This is a genomic window from Micromonospora sp. CNZ299, assembly GCF_002754415.1.
The window spans coordinates 4,563,802-4,578,097 of record NZ_PEFG01000001.1 but is presented as its reverse complement, the minus strand read 5'-3'; the positions used below and the strand labels follow the sequence as shown (position 1 = coordinate 4,578,097).

14 protein-coding genes are annotated in these 14,296 nt (G+C 71.6%); 7 read left to right on the top strand and 7 right to left on the bottom strand.

The window, feature by feature from the left end; genetic code table 11:
- Positions 1-38: 38 nt before the first annotated feature.
- Positions 39-1,793, bottom strand: a complete 1,755-nt coding sequence (locus CLT68_RS20755; RefSeq protein WP_099853158.1) for a thiamine pyrophosphate-binding protein — start codon at positions 1,791-1,793, stop codon at positions 39-41.
- Positions 1,786-2,910, bottom strand: a complete 1,125-nt coding sequence (locus CLT68_RS20750) for a baeRF2 domain-containing protein (protein ID WP_099853156.1) — start codon at positions 2,908-2,910, stop codon at positions 1,786-1,788. The genes CLT68_RS20755 and CLT68_RS20750 overlap by 8 nt, the downstream gene beginning before the upstream one ends.
- Positions 2,911-3,052: 142 nt before the next feature.
- Here CLT68_RS20750 and CLT68_RS20745 point away from each other — a divergent pair, with 142 nt between their 5' ends.
- Positions 3,053-3,601, top strand: coding sequence for a hypothetical protein (locus tag CLT68_RS20745; protein ID WP_172862027.1), 549 nt, complete (start codon positions 3,053-3,055; stop codon positions 3,599-3,601).
- Between the two features lie 50 nt (positions 3,602-3,651).
- On the opposite strand, the gene CLT68_RS20740 is transcribed toward CLT68_RS20745, so the two are convergent.
- The gene (locus CLT68_RS20740; RefSeq protein WP_088948007.1) at positions 3,652-3,990 is read right to left on the bottom strand and encodes a DUF3817 domain-containing protein; all 339 of its coding nucleotides are present in this window, start codon (positions 3,988-3,990) and stop codon (positions 3,652-3,654) included.
- A 154-nt stretch (positions 3,991-4,144) separates the two neighbouring features.
- On the opposite strand from CLT68_RS20740, the gene CLT68_RS20735 reads away from it, so the two are divergent.
- On the top strand, positions 4,145-5,623 hold the full coding sequence (locus tag CLT68_RS20735) for a glutamate-cysteine ligase family protein (protein ID WP_099853153.1): 1,479 nt from the start codon (positions 4,145-4,147) through the stop codon (positions 5,621-5,623).
- A gap of 30 nt (positions 5,624-5,653) precedes the next feature.
- Here CLT68_RS20735 and CLT68_RS20730 read toward each other — a convergent pair whose 3' ends face one another.
- From CLT68_RS20730 to CLT68_RS20720, 3 genes are all read right to left on the bottom strand, one after another.
- Positions 5,654-6,040, bottom strand: a complete 387-nt coding sequence (locus tag CLT68_RS20730) for a DUF2267 domain-containing protein (RefSeq protein WP_158240909.1) — start codon at positions 6,038-6,040, stop codon at positions 5,654-5,656.
- A 367-nt stretch (positions 6,041-6,407) separates the two neighbouring features.
- Positions 6,408-7,580 (bottom strand): zinc-dependent alcohol dehydrogenase, encoded by a 1,173-nt coding sequence (locus CLT68_RS20725; RefSeq protein WP_099853146.1) that lies wholly within the window; start codon positions 7,578-7,580, stop codon positions 6,408-6,410.
- 28 nt (positions 7,581-7,608) lie between these two features.
- Complete coding sequence (locus CLT68_RS20720; protein WP_099853143.1) at positions 7,609-8,559, bottom strand: SRPBCC family protein; 951 nt, start codon at positions 8,557-8,559, stop codon at positions 7,609-7,611.
- A gap of 238 nt (positions 8,560-8,797) precedes the next feature.
- Between CLT68_RS20720 and CLT68_RS20715 the strand changes: the two genes are divergently transcribed.
- On the top strand, positions 8,798-9,814 hold the full coding sequence (locus CLT68_RS20715; protein WP_099853140.1) for a carboxypeptidase-like regulatory domain-containing protein: 1,017 nt from the start codon (positions 8,798-8,800) through the stop codon (positions 9,812-9,814).
- 9 nt (positions 9,815-9,823) lie between these two features.
- Here the strand turns inward: CLT68_RS20715 and CLT68_RS32885 are convergent, their stop codons facing one another.
- On the bottom strand, positions 9,824-9,970 hold the full coding sequence (locus CLT68_RS32885) for a hypothetical protein (RefSeq protein WP_158240908.1): 147 nt from the start codon (positions 9,968-9,970) through the stop codon (positions 9,824-9,826).
- A gap of 52 nt (positions 9,971-10,022) precedes the next feature.
- On the opposite strand from CLT68_RS32885, the gene CLT68_RS20710 reads away from it, so the two are divergent.
- The 4 genes from CLT68_RS20710 to CLT68_RS20695 all read left to right on the top strand — a co-directional run bounded on the left by CLT68_RS20710 (position 10,023) and on the right by CLT68_RS20695 (position 14,276).
- Entirely contained in the window at positions 10,023-10,589 is a 567-nt protein-coding gene (locus CLT68_RS20710) for a sigma-70 family RNA polymerase sigma factor (RefSeq protein WP_199177099.1), read from the top strand.
- Complete coding sequence (locus CLT68_RS20705; protein WP_099853133.1) at positions 10,576-11,778, top strand: hypothetical protein; 1,203 nt, start codon at positions 10,576-10,578, stop codon at positions 11,776-11,778. Before CLT68_RS20710 ends, CLT68_RS20705 begins: the two co-directional genes overlap by 14 nt.
- 80 nt (positions 11,779-11,858) lie before the next feature.
- On the top strand, positions 11,859-12,221 hold the full coding sequence (locus CLT68_RS20700) for an SCP2 sterol-binding domain-containing protein (protein WP_099853129.1): 363 nt from the start codon (positions 11,859-11,861) through the stop codon (positions 12,219-12,221).
- A gap of 3 nt (positions 12,222-12,224) precedes the next feature.
- Positions 12,225-14,276, top strand: a complete 2,052-nt coding sequence (locus CLT68_RS20695; RefSeq protein ID WP_099853127.1) for a glycogen debranching N-terminal domain-containing protein — start codon at positions 12,225-12,227, stop codon at positions 14,274-14,276.
- Positions 14,277-14,296 lie beyond the last annotated feature (20 nt).

Genomic DNA, 14,296 nt, shown 5'->3' with positions numbered 1-14,296 from the left:
CATCGTCGGGCCGCTTCTGATGCCCTGGCCCAGGGCGACTAAACGAGGTCGTCGGCGTTCGCGGTGAGCGTCACCTGCTCCCGGACCTTCCGGGCGGGAGCGCCTTCGGCGTACAGGCCGCGCAGGTCGGCGAACGCCGGTTCCGGCGGCGCCAACGACACCGCCGGGTCGACAACCGCCTCGAGTACGCAGGGGCGGTCCGCCGCGAGGGCCTCGTCCCAGGCCGCGCCGACCAGCTCCGGGCGGTCCACCCTCACCCCGTGCAGCCCGAGCAGCCGGGCCCAACCGGCGTACGGCACGTCGGGTCGGCGGCGGGTCGGGTCGGTCGACGGCTCACGCCCGCCACCCATGCCGTTCTGGTCGCGGTTGTTGAGCACCAGCACCACCAGCCGAGGATCGCGCCACTGCTGCCAGTGGTGCGACACGGTGATCAGCTCGGCGAGCCCGTTGAGCTGCATCGCCCCGTCGCCGACCAGCGCGATGACCGGTTGGTCGGGGGCGGAGAGCTTGGCGGCCACCGCGTACGGCAGGGCACAGCCCATCGAGCCGAGCGTGCCGCACAGTTGAGCCTTCACCCCTGGTGGCAGGGTGAGGTGCCGGGCGTACCAGTAGAGGACCGAGCCGACGTCGACCGCGACCGCGCCGCTGCCCGGCATCCGGGCGGACAGCTCCTGGAGGACGAGCTGCGGGTTGACCGGGTCGGCGGGCGCGGCGACCCGCTCGGCGGCGACCTCCCGCCACCGGTCCACCGAGCTCTCCACGGTGGCGCGCCACTGCTGCTCGGGCCGGCCGCGCAGGCGGGTCAGCAGCGCCCGCAGCGTTTCGGCGGCGTCACCGACCAGCGGCACGTCGGCCGGGTAGCGGGTGCCGATCCGGCGACCGTCGATGTCGATCTGCACCGTGCGGGCCTGCTCGGGCATCGGGAAGTAGTCGGTCCACGGGTCGTTGGTGCCGACCATCAGCAGCGTGTCGCAGCCACCCATCAGCTCGGCCGCCGCCGGGGTGCCGACCTCGCCGAGCACCCCGGTGTGAAACGGCAGCCGCTCGTCGAGGACCGGCTTGCCCAGCAGTGAGGTGGCCACCCCGGCGCCGAGCCGGTCGGCGATCTCGATGATCTCGGGGGCCGCGTCCCGACCGCCCTGCCCCACCAGGATCGCGACGCGCTGGCCGCCGCCGAGCAGCTGCGCGGCGGCGTCGAGGTCCACCTCGTGGGGCAGCACCCGGGCCAGCGGCTCACCCGGGGTAGCCGTGATCACCCCGGCGGCGTACGTCTGCAGGTCGGGCACCACGGCTTCCTGCAACTGCCGGGGCAGCACGACGCAGGTCGGGCTGCGCGTCGCCGCCGCCGTACGGAACGCCTGGTCCAGCAGCGCCCCCACGTCCTCCGGGCTGCGGCCGTAGCGGACGAACTGGTTGCACACGTCGCCGAATAGGCGACTCAGCCCGATCTCCTGGTGGGCGCCGCCGAGCGGCCCGGAGATGTCCTCCCCGACGATCGCCACCACCGGCTTGCTGTCCAGCTTGGCGTCGTAGAGGCCGTTGAGCAGTTGGACGGCGCTGGGCCCCTGGGTGGCGAGGCAGACCCCGATACCGCCGGTGAACTTGGCGTGCCCGGTGGCCATGAACGAGGCGGTTTCCTCGTGCCGCGCCGGGATGAACGCCGGCTCACCGCCGGTGCGGTCCAACGCCTCGATCAGCGGGGCGATCGCCTCGCCCGGATACCCGAAGGCGCGGGGCACCCGCCAGGCCAGGAGCCGCTCCACCACCAGATCCGCGACCCGCCGCTCAGCCATTCTCGCGCCCCGGTGTGCTGGGGTCGACGTAGCGCAACACCGCGCCGACGCCGTCGGTGAGCTCGGGCGCCTCCTCGGGGCCCAGCACGGTCAGCGCCGCGTCGGTGCCGACGAGTGCCCGGACGAGTGCCGCGTCGGCGCGTACCCGCTGCGGGTCGGTCACCGACATCGCGGCCAGGTGCCCGGGGTCGACGGCGATCTCGGTCGGCTCTGCGCCGATCCACAGCTCGCCGTTGGCCGACGGGTCGTCCACGATGATCATGGTGTCCACCTGGTTGCGTTGCAGGGCCGAGACGACCGCGTCGAGCCCGCCGCCCACGTCCTCCTGCACACCGAACCTGTCCAGCGCGGCGCTGATCCGTTGATCGGCGACCTCCGCGATGGTCTGCACGGTGAGGTCGTCCAGCAGGGTCTGGTCGGCGCCTTCGGCCCGCGAGCCAGCGTCGGTGCGCACCATGAGGTCCTGCCAGCGCTCGGGCATCTGGGCGGCGATCATCCCCGTGGCCCGGACGTCGCCGGCGATCACCACCACCTCCGCGCCGACCTTCTCGGCCAGCTGCACGGTCGCCGCGGTGACGTCACCGGCGTTGCGGTGCCAGGCCTCCATGGCGGCCTTCTGGTAGATGTCCTGGGACCAGCCGCCGGGCTGTGGTTTGCGTAGCGGGAAGGTCTCCCGGCCGACGACGTGGGCCCGCCGGGGCACTCCTCCGGCACTGATCGCGATGGCGTCCGCGCCGATCCGGTCGGCCAGCACCCGCACCCAGGCCACCTGTTCGCCCCGCTGGGCGAGCAACGGCATCACGTGCGGAAGCGGCGCGAAACTGGCCAGATCGCGCAGTGGTGGCGCGGACAGGTACTCGGAGAGCACCACCCGGCCGTGACTGGCGAAGACCGCCAGGCCGTAGTCCCCGACCATCGGGTCGTGGCCACGGATCACCCGGTCCAGAGCGGCGATGTTCGCCTCGTCGGCTCCCTGTTCCATGAGCCGGCGCTCCAGGGCGCGCCAGCGCAGGTCCAGGGCGGGATGGGCGTCCTCCGTGTCCGCGGAGGCGTCCAGATACACCGAGCACCACGGCCCGGGACGGTCGTAGAGCGGGCGCAGGAAGGACAGCTGCATGCTCGACCCCTTTCCAGCTCGGCCCCCCGCTTACCCGGGTCGCCCGGGATGTCACCTCGTGGCCGTGAGCCCGTGACCAGGTTTCATTCACGTCGTTCAACTGAGGACGTCGATACGATCTGTGAACACATGCGGACTCTCGGTGGTGGGAATGGACAGCGGACTCGAAACCCGAAGGATCGTGCACCCGACGGAGCGCATCGTCACCGGGCGGTTGATCCGCCTGCTCGACGGCTACACGCGCGAGGTGCGCATCGGGCAGCCGGTGCTGGTGGCGGTGCTCGCGGCGGCGGCGTTCGCGCGGCTGCCCGCCCTGCTGCTGCGCTCGCTCTTCTCCTTCGGCGGTGGCGGCACCCGCCGGCGCTGGAAGCAGTTGAAGCAGGGTCCGGAATATCTGGTCACGCCGGTGCGACTGCGTAACACCGCGGGGCAGCTCTGCGAGGTGGAGCTGCACGGTCACCTGCCGCAGAGCGCCCTGCACCCGGCGGACCAGGTGCAGCTCACCCTGCGCCCGCAACGGGACCCGGAGCTGCCGCCCCGGATCGAGCGGATCGTCAACCTCACCACCGGGCAGCTGCTGACCCCGCGTACCGCGACGCTCTGGTCGCACCTCGGGCCGCCGCTGCTGTTGCAGGCGTTCCTGGGCGCGCTGCTGCTGGCCGGCGTCGTGGCCTGCTCCGCGCTGACCTGACCGCTCAGGCAGGCGGCCGGCGGGTCAGCCGACCGGGGCGGGTTGGCGGCTCAGCCGACCGGGGCGGGCTCGCGGGCCGGTTGGCGGTCGACGCCGAGCATCCCCCGGCGGCGGGCCCAACGCTCGAAGGCCAGGGTGGCGAACGGCGGCACCGCGCTGGCCAGAGCCACCGCCGTGGCCAGCAGGCTCCACCGGCGCAGCCGGGCCACGGCCAGCACCAGCAGGGCGTACGCGACGAAGAGGCCGCCGTGGATCGGCCCGAAGATCTTGACACCCAGCTCGTTGTCCGGCGGGCCGTACTTGACCAGCATGCCGACCAGCAGGGCCAGCCAGGAGCAGGCCTCGGCGATCGCCGCCGCGACGAACAACCGGGTCACCTTCTCGCGCATCCGCACGCCACCACCTCTCAGGACCGCAATGCTATCGGGGCGGCCTGACTGGGCTATCAGGGCGGGCAGGTGGGTAGGAAGAGACCATCGGGTCTTTCCCCGCCCGCCCCGGACGTGCGAGGTTAGGGGGACCAGCGGTGACAAGGTGGTGACCATGGGCGAGGACGTCGGCGTACGAACCTTCAGTCGAGAAGACCGGGCCCGTTATCGCGACAAGGTCCGCCGCTGCCTGGACGTCCTCGCCGAGATGCTGCGCGAGTCCCGTTTCGACGTGGACCGCCCGCTGACCGGTGTGGAGATCGAGCTGAACCTCGTCGACGAGGCGTCGAATCCGGCGATGCGCAACGCGGACGTGCTGGCGGCCATCGCCGATCCGAGCTTCCAGACCGAGTTGGGCCAGTTCAACGTCGAGATCAACGTGCCGCCGCGCCGGTTGACCGGCACCGGCACCGCCGACTTCGAGGAGTACGTGCGGGCCAGTCTCAACGCCGCCGAGGTGAAGGCCCGGGCGATCGGCGCCCACATGGTCATGATCGGCATTCTGCCGACACTGCGCCCGGAGCATCTGACCGCCGAGACGCTCTCGGCCAACCCCCGCTACAAGCTGCTCAACGAGCAGATCTTCGCCGCCCGCGGTGAGGATCTGCCGATCGCCATCAGCGGCGTGGAGCGGCTGGCCGTCACCGCCGACACGATCACCCCGGAGGCGGCCTGCACCAGCACCCAGTTCCATCTGCAGGTCAGCCCGGCCCAGTTCGCCGACTACTGGAACGCCGCCCAGGCGATCGCCGGCATCCAGGTCGCGGTCGGCGCGAACTCGCCGCTGTTCTTCGGCCGGGAGCTGTGGCGCGAGACCCGCATCCCACTGTTCCAGCAGGCCACCGACACCCGGTCGGAGGAGATCAAAGCCCAGGGGGTACGCCCCAGGGTCTGGTTCGGCGAACGTTGGATCACCAACGTGTTCGACCTGTTCGAGGAGAACGTGCGGTACTTCCCGGCGCTACTGCCGGTCTGCGACCCGGAGGACCCTACGCAGGCCCTCGCGGCCGGCGAGGTGCCCAGCCTCGCCGAGCTGCGCCTGCACAACGGCACCGTCTACCGGTGGAACCGCCCGGTGTACGACGTGTCCCGCGGCCGACCGCACCTGCGGGTGGAGAACCGGGTGCTGCCCGCCGGCCCGACCGTGCTGGACACCATCGCCAACGGCGCCTTCTACTTCGGACTGGTCCGCGCTCTCGCCGAATCGGACCGGCCACTGTGGTCGCAGATGTCGTTCAGCGCCGCCGAGGAAAACTTCACCAGCTGCGCCCGGCACGGCATCGACGCGCAGGTCTTCTGGCCCGGTCTCGGTTACCTGCCCGTCACCGAGTTGGTGTTGCGCCGGTTGTTGCCGATGGCGCATCACGGTCTGGACCGGTGGGGGCTCGACCCGGCCGAGCGCGACCGGCTGCTCGGCGTCATCGAGCAGCGCTGCCTGACCAGCCGCAACGGCGCGACCTGGCAGGTGGAGACGTTGCACCGGTTGGAGTCGGCCGACCACCTGGACCGGCCGGAGGCGCTGCGCGAGGTGGTCCGACACTACGTCGACCTAATGCACAGCAACCGACCGGTGCACGAGTGGCCCATCCCGTGAGCGCCCCGGGTGGCCCGATCCGCACGGGGCTCAGCCTCGCGGGGTGGGAACACCGAAGAGATCGATGATGCCGCCGGGAAGCTGGGCGAGCAGGTCGTGACGCTCGTCGTCATTGAGCGCCTCGGCGACGGTCCGCAACACCGCCTGGGCGTGTTGACGCACCTGGTCCGCGTCCGCGACCTGCTCCCGGTCGCCGACGTGCTTCAGGAAATCACCGATGTCCCACCGGCGACCCTGCGGATTACGGGTGACCGACGCGTCCAACCGATCCGGTAGCTGTGCCGCCAGGTTGTCGGCCTCCTTTCCGGCGAGCCGTTCGCCGAGCACCGACAGAACGGCCTGCACGGACCGCACTGCCTCGTTCTCACCGAGACCAGCGCGCTGTCGTACCGTGGCGATCATCTGCTCGTACTCCATGCTCCGCTCCTTCGGTCTCCTCGACATGCCGTCAGGCCTGCCTGCGGACGAACGGGGCGAGTTCCCAGGCTCCCTGACCACAAACGGGGTCACGCGCGGATCCGGACTCCCCGCCATCGGCAGGCGGGGCCTCACAAAACATGCCAGTCACGGCACCCGGGCTGCCAGCTGAGCCAGGTCGGGCTGTGCCGGAAGCCCGGACTGGGCTTTCTGTCCCTTGTAGACCCCCCAAGCTGCGTCGCGCGCGCAGGGCGACCTGCGGTGGTGGTCGAGGTGGTGGTCGGCTCCTATGGAGCTGAATCGTTTACGACATCAGCTCCACAGGCATCGCGCGAAGCACTCCCCCGCCGGCAGACCTGACCGCCGGTCAGACCTTGAGCAGCACCTTCGTACAGTCGTCCTGCTTCTTCTGGAAGATCTTGTAGCCCTTCGGGGCGTCGCGCAGCGGCATGCGGTGGCTGACGATGAAGCTCGGGTCGATCTCGCCGCGCTGGATGCGCTCCAGCAGCGGCCGCGTGTAGCGCTGGACGTGGCACTGACCGGTCCGCATGACCAGTGAGCGGTTCATGAACGCGCCCATCGGGAACTTGTCGACGAAGCCGCCGTAAGCGCCGACGACCGAGACCACCCCACCCGAGCGGCAGGCGAGGATCGCCTGGCGCAGGGCGAACGGCCGTTCCGTCTCGACCCGGGCGACCTGCTTCGCCCGGTCGTACGCGTACATGGCGGCGTTGCCGTGGTGGCCTTCCAGACCGACCGCGTCGATGCACGCGTCGGGCCCCCGGCCGGCGGTCATCTCGTTGAGGGTGTCCAGCACGTCGGCCTGCTCGTAGTTGATCGTCTCGGCGCCGGTGTGCTCCTCGGCCAGCCGCAACCGGTACGGGAACCGGTCGATGACGATCACCCGCTCCGCGCCGAGCAGCCGGGCGCTGGCCGCGGCGAACAGCCCGACGGGCCCGCTGCCCCACACCGCGATCACCTGGCCGGGTTTGATGTCGCACATCTCGGCGCCCATGTAGCCGGTCGGGAACACGTCGGCGAGCATGACCGCCTGGTCGTCGCTGACCTCGTCGGGCACCTTGAGCGGGCCGATGTCGGCGAACGGCACCCGGGCGTACTCGGCCTGACCGCCGGCATAGCCGCCGAGCAGGTGGGAGTAGCCGAAGATGCCGGCCGGCGAGTGCCCCATGATCTTCTCGGCGATGCCGGCGTTGGGGTTGGAGTTCTCGCAGACCGAGTAGAGGCCGCGCTGGCAGGACGAGCAGTGCCCGCAGGCTATCGGGAACGGCACCACCACGCGGTCGCCCGGTTTGAGGTTGCGGACCTCCGGACCCACCTCGACCACCTCGCCCATGAACTCGTGGCCGAGGATGTCGCCCTTGCGCATCGCCGGGATGTAGCCGTGGTAGAGGTGCAGGTCGGAGCCGCAGATCGCGGTGGTGGTGATCCGGACGATCGCGTCCCGGGCATTCATGATCTTCGGGTCGGGCACGTCGATCACCTTGACGCTGTCGGTGCCCATCCAGGCGGTGGCCTTCATGGTCGGTCCCTTTCGGATGCGTGGGCGGTCAGCGGCGCGACGACGGCAGCGGCTGGGCGGGACGCTGCATGGCCTGCTGGCGTACGGAGATACCGTTGGGGCTGCCCTCGGAGCGGACCACCTCGCCGGTCTCCAGCACCTGCTTGAACCGGCGCAGGTCGTCGCGGACCTGCTGCTCGGGCTCCTCGCCGAAGAGCTTCGCCACCACCCGCCCGAGCGCGCCGGCCGGGGGCGCGTACCGCAGCTCGACCCGGACCTCGGTGCCCCGGTCACCGGGTGCGGGCACGAACCGGACCCGTCCGGCGTTCGGCACCCGGGTGCCCGGCAGCGAACGCCAGGTGATCGACTTGTTCGGCTGGTCGTCGATGATCTCGGCGTCCCACTCGACGCGGTGACCGGCCGGGCCACGGGCGATCCAGTGCGAGCGGCGCAGGTCGTCGGCGCGTACGGACTCCAGGTGTGCCATGAACCGGGGCAGGTTCTCCATGTCCCGCCAGAACCGGTACGCCTCGGCGGGTGAACGGTTGACGGTTACGGCGATCTCCATCCGGATCACCCGGGCCCGGGCCCGTTGGGCCCGCCCGATCCGCACGGCGGAGAGCACGTCGACGGTGGTGATGCCGGCGATCGCGAGGGTGCTCAGCGCGACCCGGCGCCGTCGTTCACCGCTGCGGTCCGCGAGTGCCCTCCCGAGCAGGGTCAGGTCCATGGCGTCGCCGGCCACCCGGCTCCAGGCCCAGCCGGCGGGGCGACGGCCGCTGAGCAGACCGGCGGCGCTGCCCAACTCCCGGAGGCCCACGGCCGGGAGCACGGCCCGCGCGGACGGGGAGTCGTCCACCCCGGTCAGTCGCGCGACGGGTCCGGGCGCGACCAGGGCGCCCACGCCCAGCGCCAGGCTCAGCAGGCCCAGGGCGCTCGGCAGCGTCGCCGGCACCGGCCCATCCAGCTCGGGCAGGAGCACACTGTCGATCCGGGTCATGCCTGGTCCCTTCCGGTGGACGTGACCGCCGGTCCGTCGGCGGAACGGCGGTGGTCCCGCCCCCGTGACGCTATGCCGTAGGCGTGACGTGCGCGCCCGGTTCGGGGTAGAACCCCCGATGTGGGCAGCGTGGGCGCAAACGCTTCGTCGACGGTCGACATCGTGACAGTGACCGATCTGGATCGCTTGCGGGCCGTACCGTCGGTCCCACCCGCCGCGCCGCCGGAAGGACGACCTCATGCGCCGTGCCCTTCTCCGCCAGCTGACCGCCACCGTCACCGTCGCACTGCTCGTCGTGCAGGCCGCCGAGCCGGCTGCCGCGCGTACCCCCGGGTCGGTGTCGCCCACGCCCGGCGGCGTCCGCACCGTGGTGCGCGACGCGGCGACCGGCGTGCCGGTGTCCCGGGCCTGCGCCGCGCTCGTCCCGGTGGACGCCGCGGCGCTGGCGGCGGTGACGCTCGGCGAGGACCAGCTCGGTCGGTACGGGGGCTGCGCCGACGAGCAGGGCGTCCTGGTGGCCGCCGACGTCGCCCCCGGGACGTACCGGCTGCTGGTTCGCCCGTACGACACGACGGCGCACGGATGGCAGTGGGTCGGCCGGCACGGCGGCACCGGTGACCGCGAGCGGGCCCGGGAGGTCCGCGTGCGGGCCGGCGCGGTGACCACCCTGTCGGACGTCCGGCTCGACCCTCCCGGCACCGTCGTGGGCGTGGTGACCGACGCCGCGACGGGCGCCCCGGTCCCCCGCGCGCGGGTGATGGTGGTGCCCTACGTGCCGGATCCGAAGTACGGCGACCACGGCCCGACCACCGACGAGTACGGCCGCTACACGATCACCGGTCTCGGCCCGTACGACTGGCCGGTGCAGTTCGCCGCCGCCGGGCTGGCGACCGTGTGGTCCGGCGGTGCGGGCAGCCGGTTGTCGGCACGGCCGGTTGCGGTCCGCGCCAACCAGACGGTGACCCTCGACCAGGCGCTGCCCGCCGGGACGCCGCTGAGTGGGAGCGTACGAGTCGACGAGCTGCTCACCTACGCCCAGGTGATCGCGTTCGACGCGCTGACCGGGGACCTGGCCGGCGTCGCGGACGTGGGCACCGGTTACACCCTGCGCCTGCTCCCCGGGCAGCGGGTGAAGCTGCGTTGCGACTGCGCGTACGCCCCGCCGGCGTGGCACCGGAACGCGGCCGGTTTCGACGCCGCGACCCCCGTACGGGTCCGTCGCACGCCGGTCGTGGTGGACTTCGACCTCCGGTAGGACCCCGGCCTACCACGCCCAGCGGAGCACGGTGATCAGGCCGACGACGGTGAGCGCCACCAGGACCAGACCGGTCACCCCTGCCACCAGGCAGCCCACCGCGTCCCACCGTGAGCTGTGCTCCTCCGGCCGGGGCCACATATTCTGGCCGGCCACCGGAACCTTCTTCCCGGCCCGTTGGTGGGAGTGGTGGAGAAGGGGGGTGACGGTGTCCGACGGTGATCTGATCTCCGAGCTGTACGCCGGCTGTTTCCGACGCCTGGTGGTCCAGCTGTACGCGGTGACCGGCGACCTGACCGAGGCGCAGGAAGCGGTCCAGGAGGCGTTCACCCGGGCGCTGGTGTCACCACGGCGCTTCGCCGCGCTGGAGAACCCGGAGGCGTGGTTGCGCCGGGTCGCGGTGAACTGGGCCCGCAGCCGGTACCGCCGCCGCCGGGTGCTCGACGGGCTGCTGCGCCGCATCGGCCCGCCGCCGGCTGTCGCCGACCACTCCCCGGAGCACCTCGCCCTGCTCGCCGCGCTGCGTGTGCTGCCGGAGGGGCAGCGGCACGCCCTGGCTCTGCACTACCTCGTCGACCTGCCGGTGGACGAGGTCGCGGCCACGCTGGGCGTCTCGTCCGGCACGGTGAAGTCCCGGCTGTCGCGGGGCCGGGTCGCCCTGGCGGCGCTGCTCGCCGACACCGACACCTCCGACGCCACCAGAACTGGCACTGGAACTGGCGCCAAGTGCGCCACCGACGCTACGGAAACCGGGAGGATCGATGTCCGGTCGTGAGTTCTCCGGGTTCGACGTGAACACCCTCACCGAGGCCGTGTCGCCACCGCCCCTCGACGCGCTGCGGTCCACCGCCCGGTCCCGCCGGCACCGGTCGGTCGCGATGGTGGCGGCCGCACTGGTCGCACTGGCCGGGCTGGCGGTCGTACCGATGGTGGCCGAGCCGGACCGGGCCGCGCCGGTCGACACTGCGACAACGTCGGGTGCGCAGTTCAGCCAGTTCACGCTGACCGGACCCAACTCCGGCGTCGACGTGCGGAAGGACGGCTGCGTCGTGCGCTTCGCCTACACCGGCGACGGCGGGCGCAGCTGGTCGGACTGGGACGCGGCGCGCTTCGAGGGCGCCAGATGTGCGGCCGGGACCGCCGCCGGAACGCCAGGCAGTGGCACGGACTTCTTCGTGCTCGGTGAGCGGTCCTACCTGGTCACCGACTCCGGGCTGGCCCAACTCTCCACCGACTACGGCCGCACCTGGCGGGACGCGGATGCCGCGATCGTCGCCGTACCCGCGTTCCCGGCGGCGGCCCGACCGGTCCTCTGCGGGTTCGGCTGTAGGCCGCTGCTGGAGCCGCTGGCGGTGGACCCGTCGAGTGGAACGGTGTACCGGCTCACCGCCACGGCACCCTCGTGGCGCGGGCTGTTCAGCCTCTACCCGGCCGCGGACGGCAGCATCTGGGCCACGTACCAGATGGGGAGCGCCGATGGGTCGACCGTCGCCCGCAGCGCCGACCGGGGCGCGACCTGGACCTCGTGGGAGGTGGGCGACGACGGGAACGTGATCACGGCGGCCGGGCTCGACAACCGGGAAGGGTACGTGCTGACCCAGTCGTCGGATGGCGCGGTGCGGCTGCTGCGCACCACGGACGGCGCGAAGACCTGGACGGACACCGGCGCCGACCTGCAAGATCAGATGCCCTACGACCTCACTGTGGGATCGGACCGGTCCCTGCTGGCGATCACTCCCGGCGGGGGCACCGACTCCGACCGCCGCGGGCGGCTGCTGGTCAGCCGGGACGACGGGCGGCACTTCACTGTCGCCCGGGAGTACGGCCGGCTCGTCGGTGCGGTCAGTGTCGCGCCCGGCTACGCCTGGCTCTTCGGGCGCGACGACGGGTCGACGGGCGAGCCGGACCATCTGATCGTCACCACGGACGCGACCACCTGGACCCGCTTCACGCTGAAACCCTGAAAACCGCCCGCCGCCCGGAGTTAACAGTGACCCGTACCGGGTAGCCGGCATCCGCTGCTACCGGCGGTCGGGGAGGTGGGATGACGGCGACGAGCGCCTTCTTCGAGCGGTTGACCGTTGCCGGCCGTGACCCGCGGTTCAGCAAGGTCTGTGGGAGCGTGCGGTTCGACATCCGGGACGGAGGCCACCTGGAGCAGTGGCTCCTGGACATCGATCATGGCCGGATGCGGGTGACCAGGAGCGGTGGTCCCGCCACCACCGTGATCCAGGTGTCCGCGCAGGTCGCGGACGCGATGGCGCGAGGTGAGGTGAACGGCCTGGCGGCGATCACCCGCGGCGACATCCTGGTCGACGGTGACCTCGGCCTGGCACTGCGACTCGGGCGGCTCTTCCCGCGCGAGGCGGGGCCGCTTCAGCGCGACGACGGCGACAGCGGCAGGTGACCGATGAGGGACATCGCGGGCACTGTGGCGTGCATCGATGGGAACACCTTCATGGTGTCCGACTCCAGTGGCGATGTGGAGTCGTCCCCGGCCACGCCGGTCGGGTTGTTCGCCGCCGACACCCGCTTCCTGTCCCGCTGGATGCTCTTCGTCAACGGCGAGTGCATGACCGCGCTGTCGGTGGACGACAGCCAGTACTACGAGGTCACGTTCTTCGTGGTGCCGGGCGCGGCGGTCGACTACGTGCAGGCCGACCTGTCGGCCATCCGGCGCCGGCGCATCGGCCCGGACCTGACCGAATCGCTGACGATCTTCAACTACGGCGACCGGGACACCGAACTCGACGTACGGCTGGAGGTGGCAGCCGACTTCGCCGACATCTTCGAGATCAAGTTCGACGTCGGTGAGAAGGCCGGCACGCACTACACCCACGTGGGCCCGAACGAGTTGCGCCTGGGCTACCGGCGCGGCACCTACCAACGTGAGGTGGTCGTGTCGGCGAGTGAGCCGGCCGAGTTCGACCCGGACGGCATCCGCTTCCGGGTCCAACTGCGCCCCGGCGAGCAGTGGTCGACGCAGCTACAGGCTGACATGAGGGCGCTGCGTCCGGACGGCGTCGACCTGCGCTCGGCGCTGCGGGCTCAGCGGCCGGACGCCTCCACACTGCCCACCAGCCTGCGGGCCTGGGTCGAGGCGGCCCCGACGCTGGACACCGACAGCGTCGCCCTCCAGCAGGTGTACCACCGCAGCCTGGTGGACCTGGCGGCGCTGCGCTTCGCACCGCTCTCGCTCAGCGGCGCCGCCGTACCCGCAGCCGGGTTGCCCTGGTTCATGACCCTGTTCGGCCGCGACAGCCTGCTGACCTGCCTGCAGACCCTGGCCGTCACCCCGTCGTTGACCCCACCGACGCTGCGGATCCTCGGGTCGCTGCAGGGCGTCCGCACCGACGACGTGTTGGAGGAGGACCCCGGCCGGATTCTGCACGAGCTGCGCTACGGGGAGTCGGCCGCGTTCGAGGAGCAGCCGCACTCCCCCTACTACGGCACTGTGGACGCCTCACCGCTGTTCGTCGTGCTGCTCGACGAGTACGAGCGGTGGAGCGGCGACACGGCGCTGGTGACCGAGTTGGAGCAGGAGGCGCGAGCGGCCCTGGCGTGGATCGACCAGTACGCGGACCTGACCTCCACCGGCTACATCTGGTACCAGCGACGCAACCGCGCCACCGGCCTGGACAACCAGTGCTGGAAGGACTCCTGGGACAGCATCTCCTACGCCGACGGGCGGCTGCCGGGCTTCCCGAGGGCCACCTGCGAAACCCAGGGGTACGCCTACGACGCCAAGATCCGGGGAGCGCGGCTGGCCCGTACCGTCTGGAATGACCCGGACTTCGCCGACCAGTTGGAGCGCGAGGCGGCGGCGCTGTACGACCGCTTCAACCGGGACTTCTGGTTGGAGGACCGCGGCTACTACGCCCTCGCGCTCGACCACGACGGCACTCCGGTCGACAGCCTGTCGTCCAACATCGGGCACCTGTTGTGGAGCGGGATCGTGCCGCCGGAGCGGGCCCCGCGGGTCGTCGAACACCTGATGGGTCCCAGACTCTTCTCCGGTTGGGGTGTGCGCACCTTCGCCGAGGGGCAGGGCCGTTACAACCCACTCGGCTATCACAACGGCACGGTCTGGCCGTTCGACAACTCGTTCATCGCCTGGGGTCTGCGCCGGTACGGGTTCACCACCGAGGCGGGCCGCATCGCCGAGAGCATCCTCTCCGCCGCCACCTACTTCGAGGGTCGGCTGCCCGAGGCGTTCGGCGGGTTCGACCGTGACACCACCCGGTACCCGGTCCGGTACCCGACCGCCGGCAGCCCGCAGGCGTGGTCCAGCGGAGCGTGCATGCTGCTCATCCGCACCATGCTCGGCCTCGATCCGCACGAGGACCACCTGGCCGTGGCCCCCGCGCTGCCGGCCGCCTTCGGGCGGATCGCGCTCCTGGACATTCCCGGCCGCTGGGGCAAGGCCGACGCCTTCGCCCGTCACCGCCCTGACCAGCCCTGACCAGCCCTTAGGCGATGATC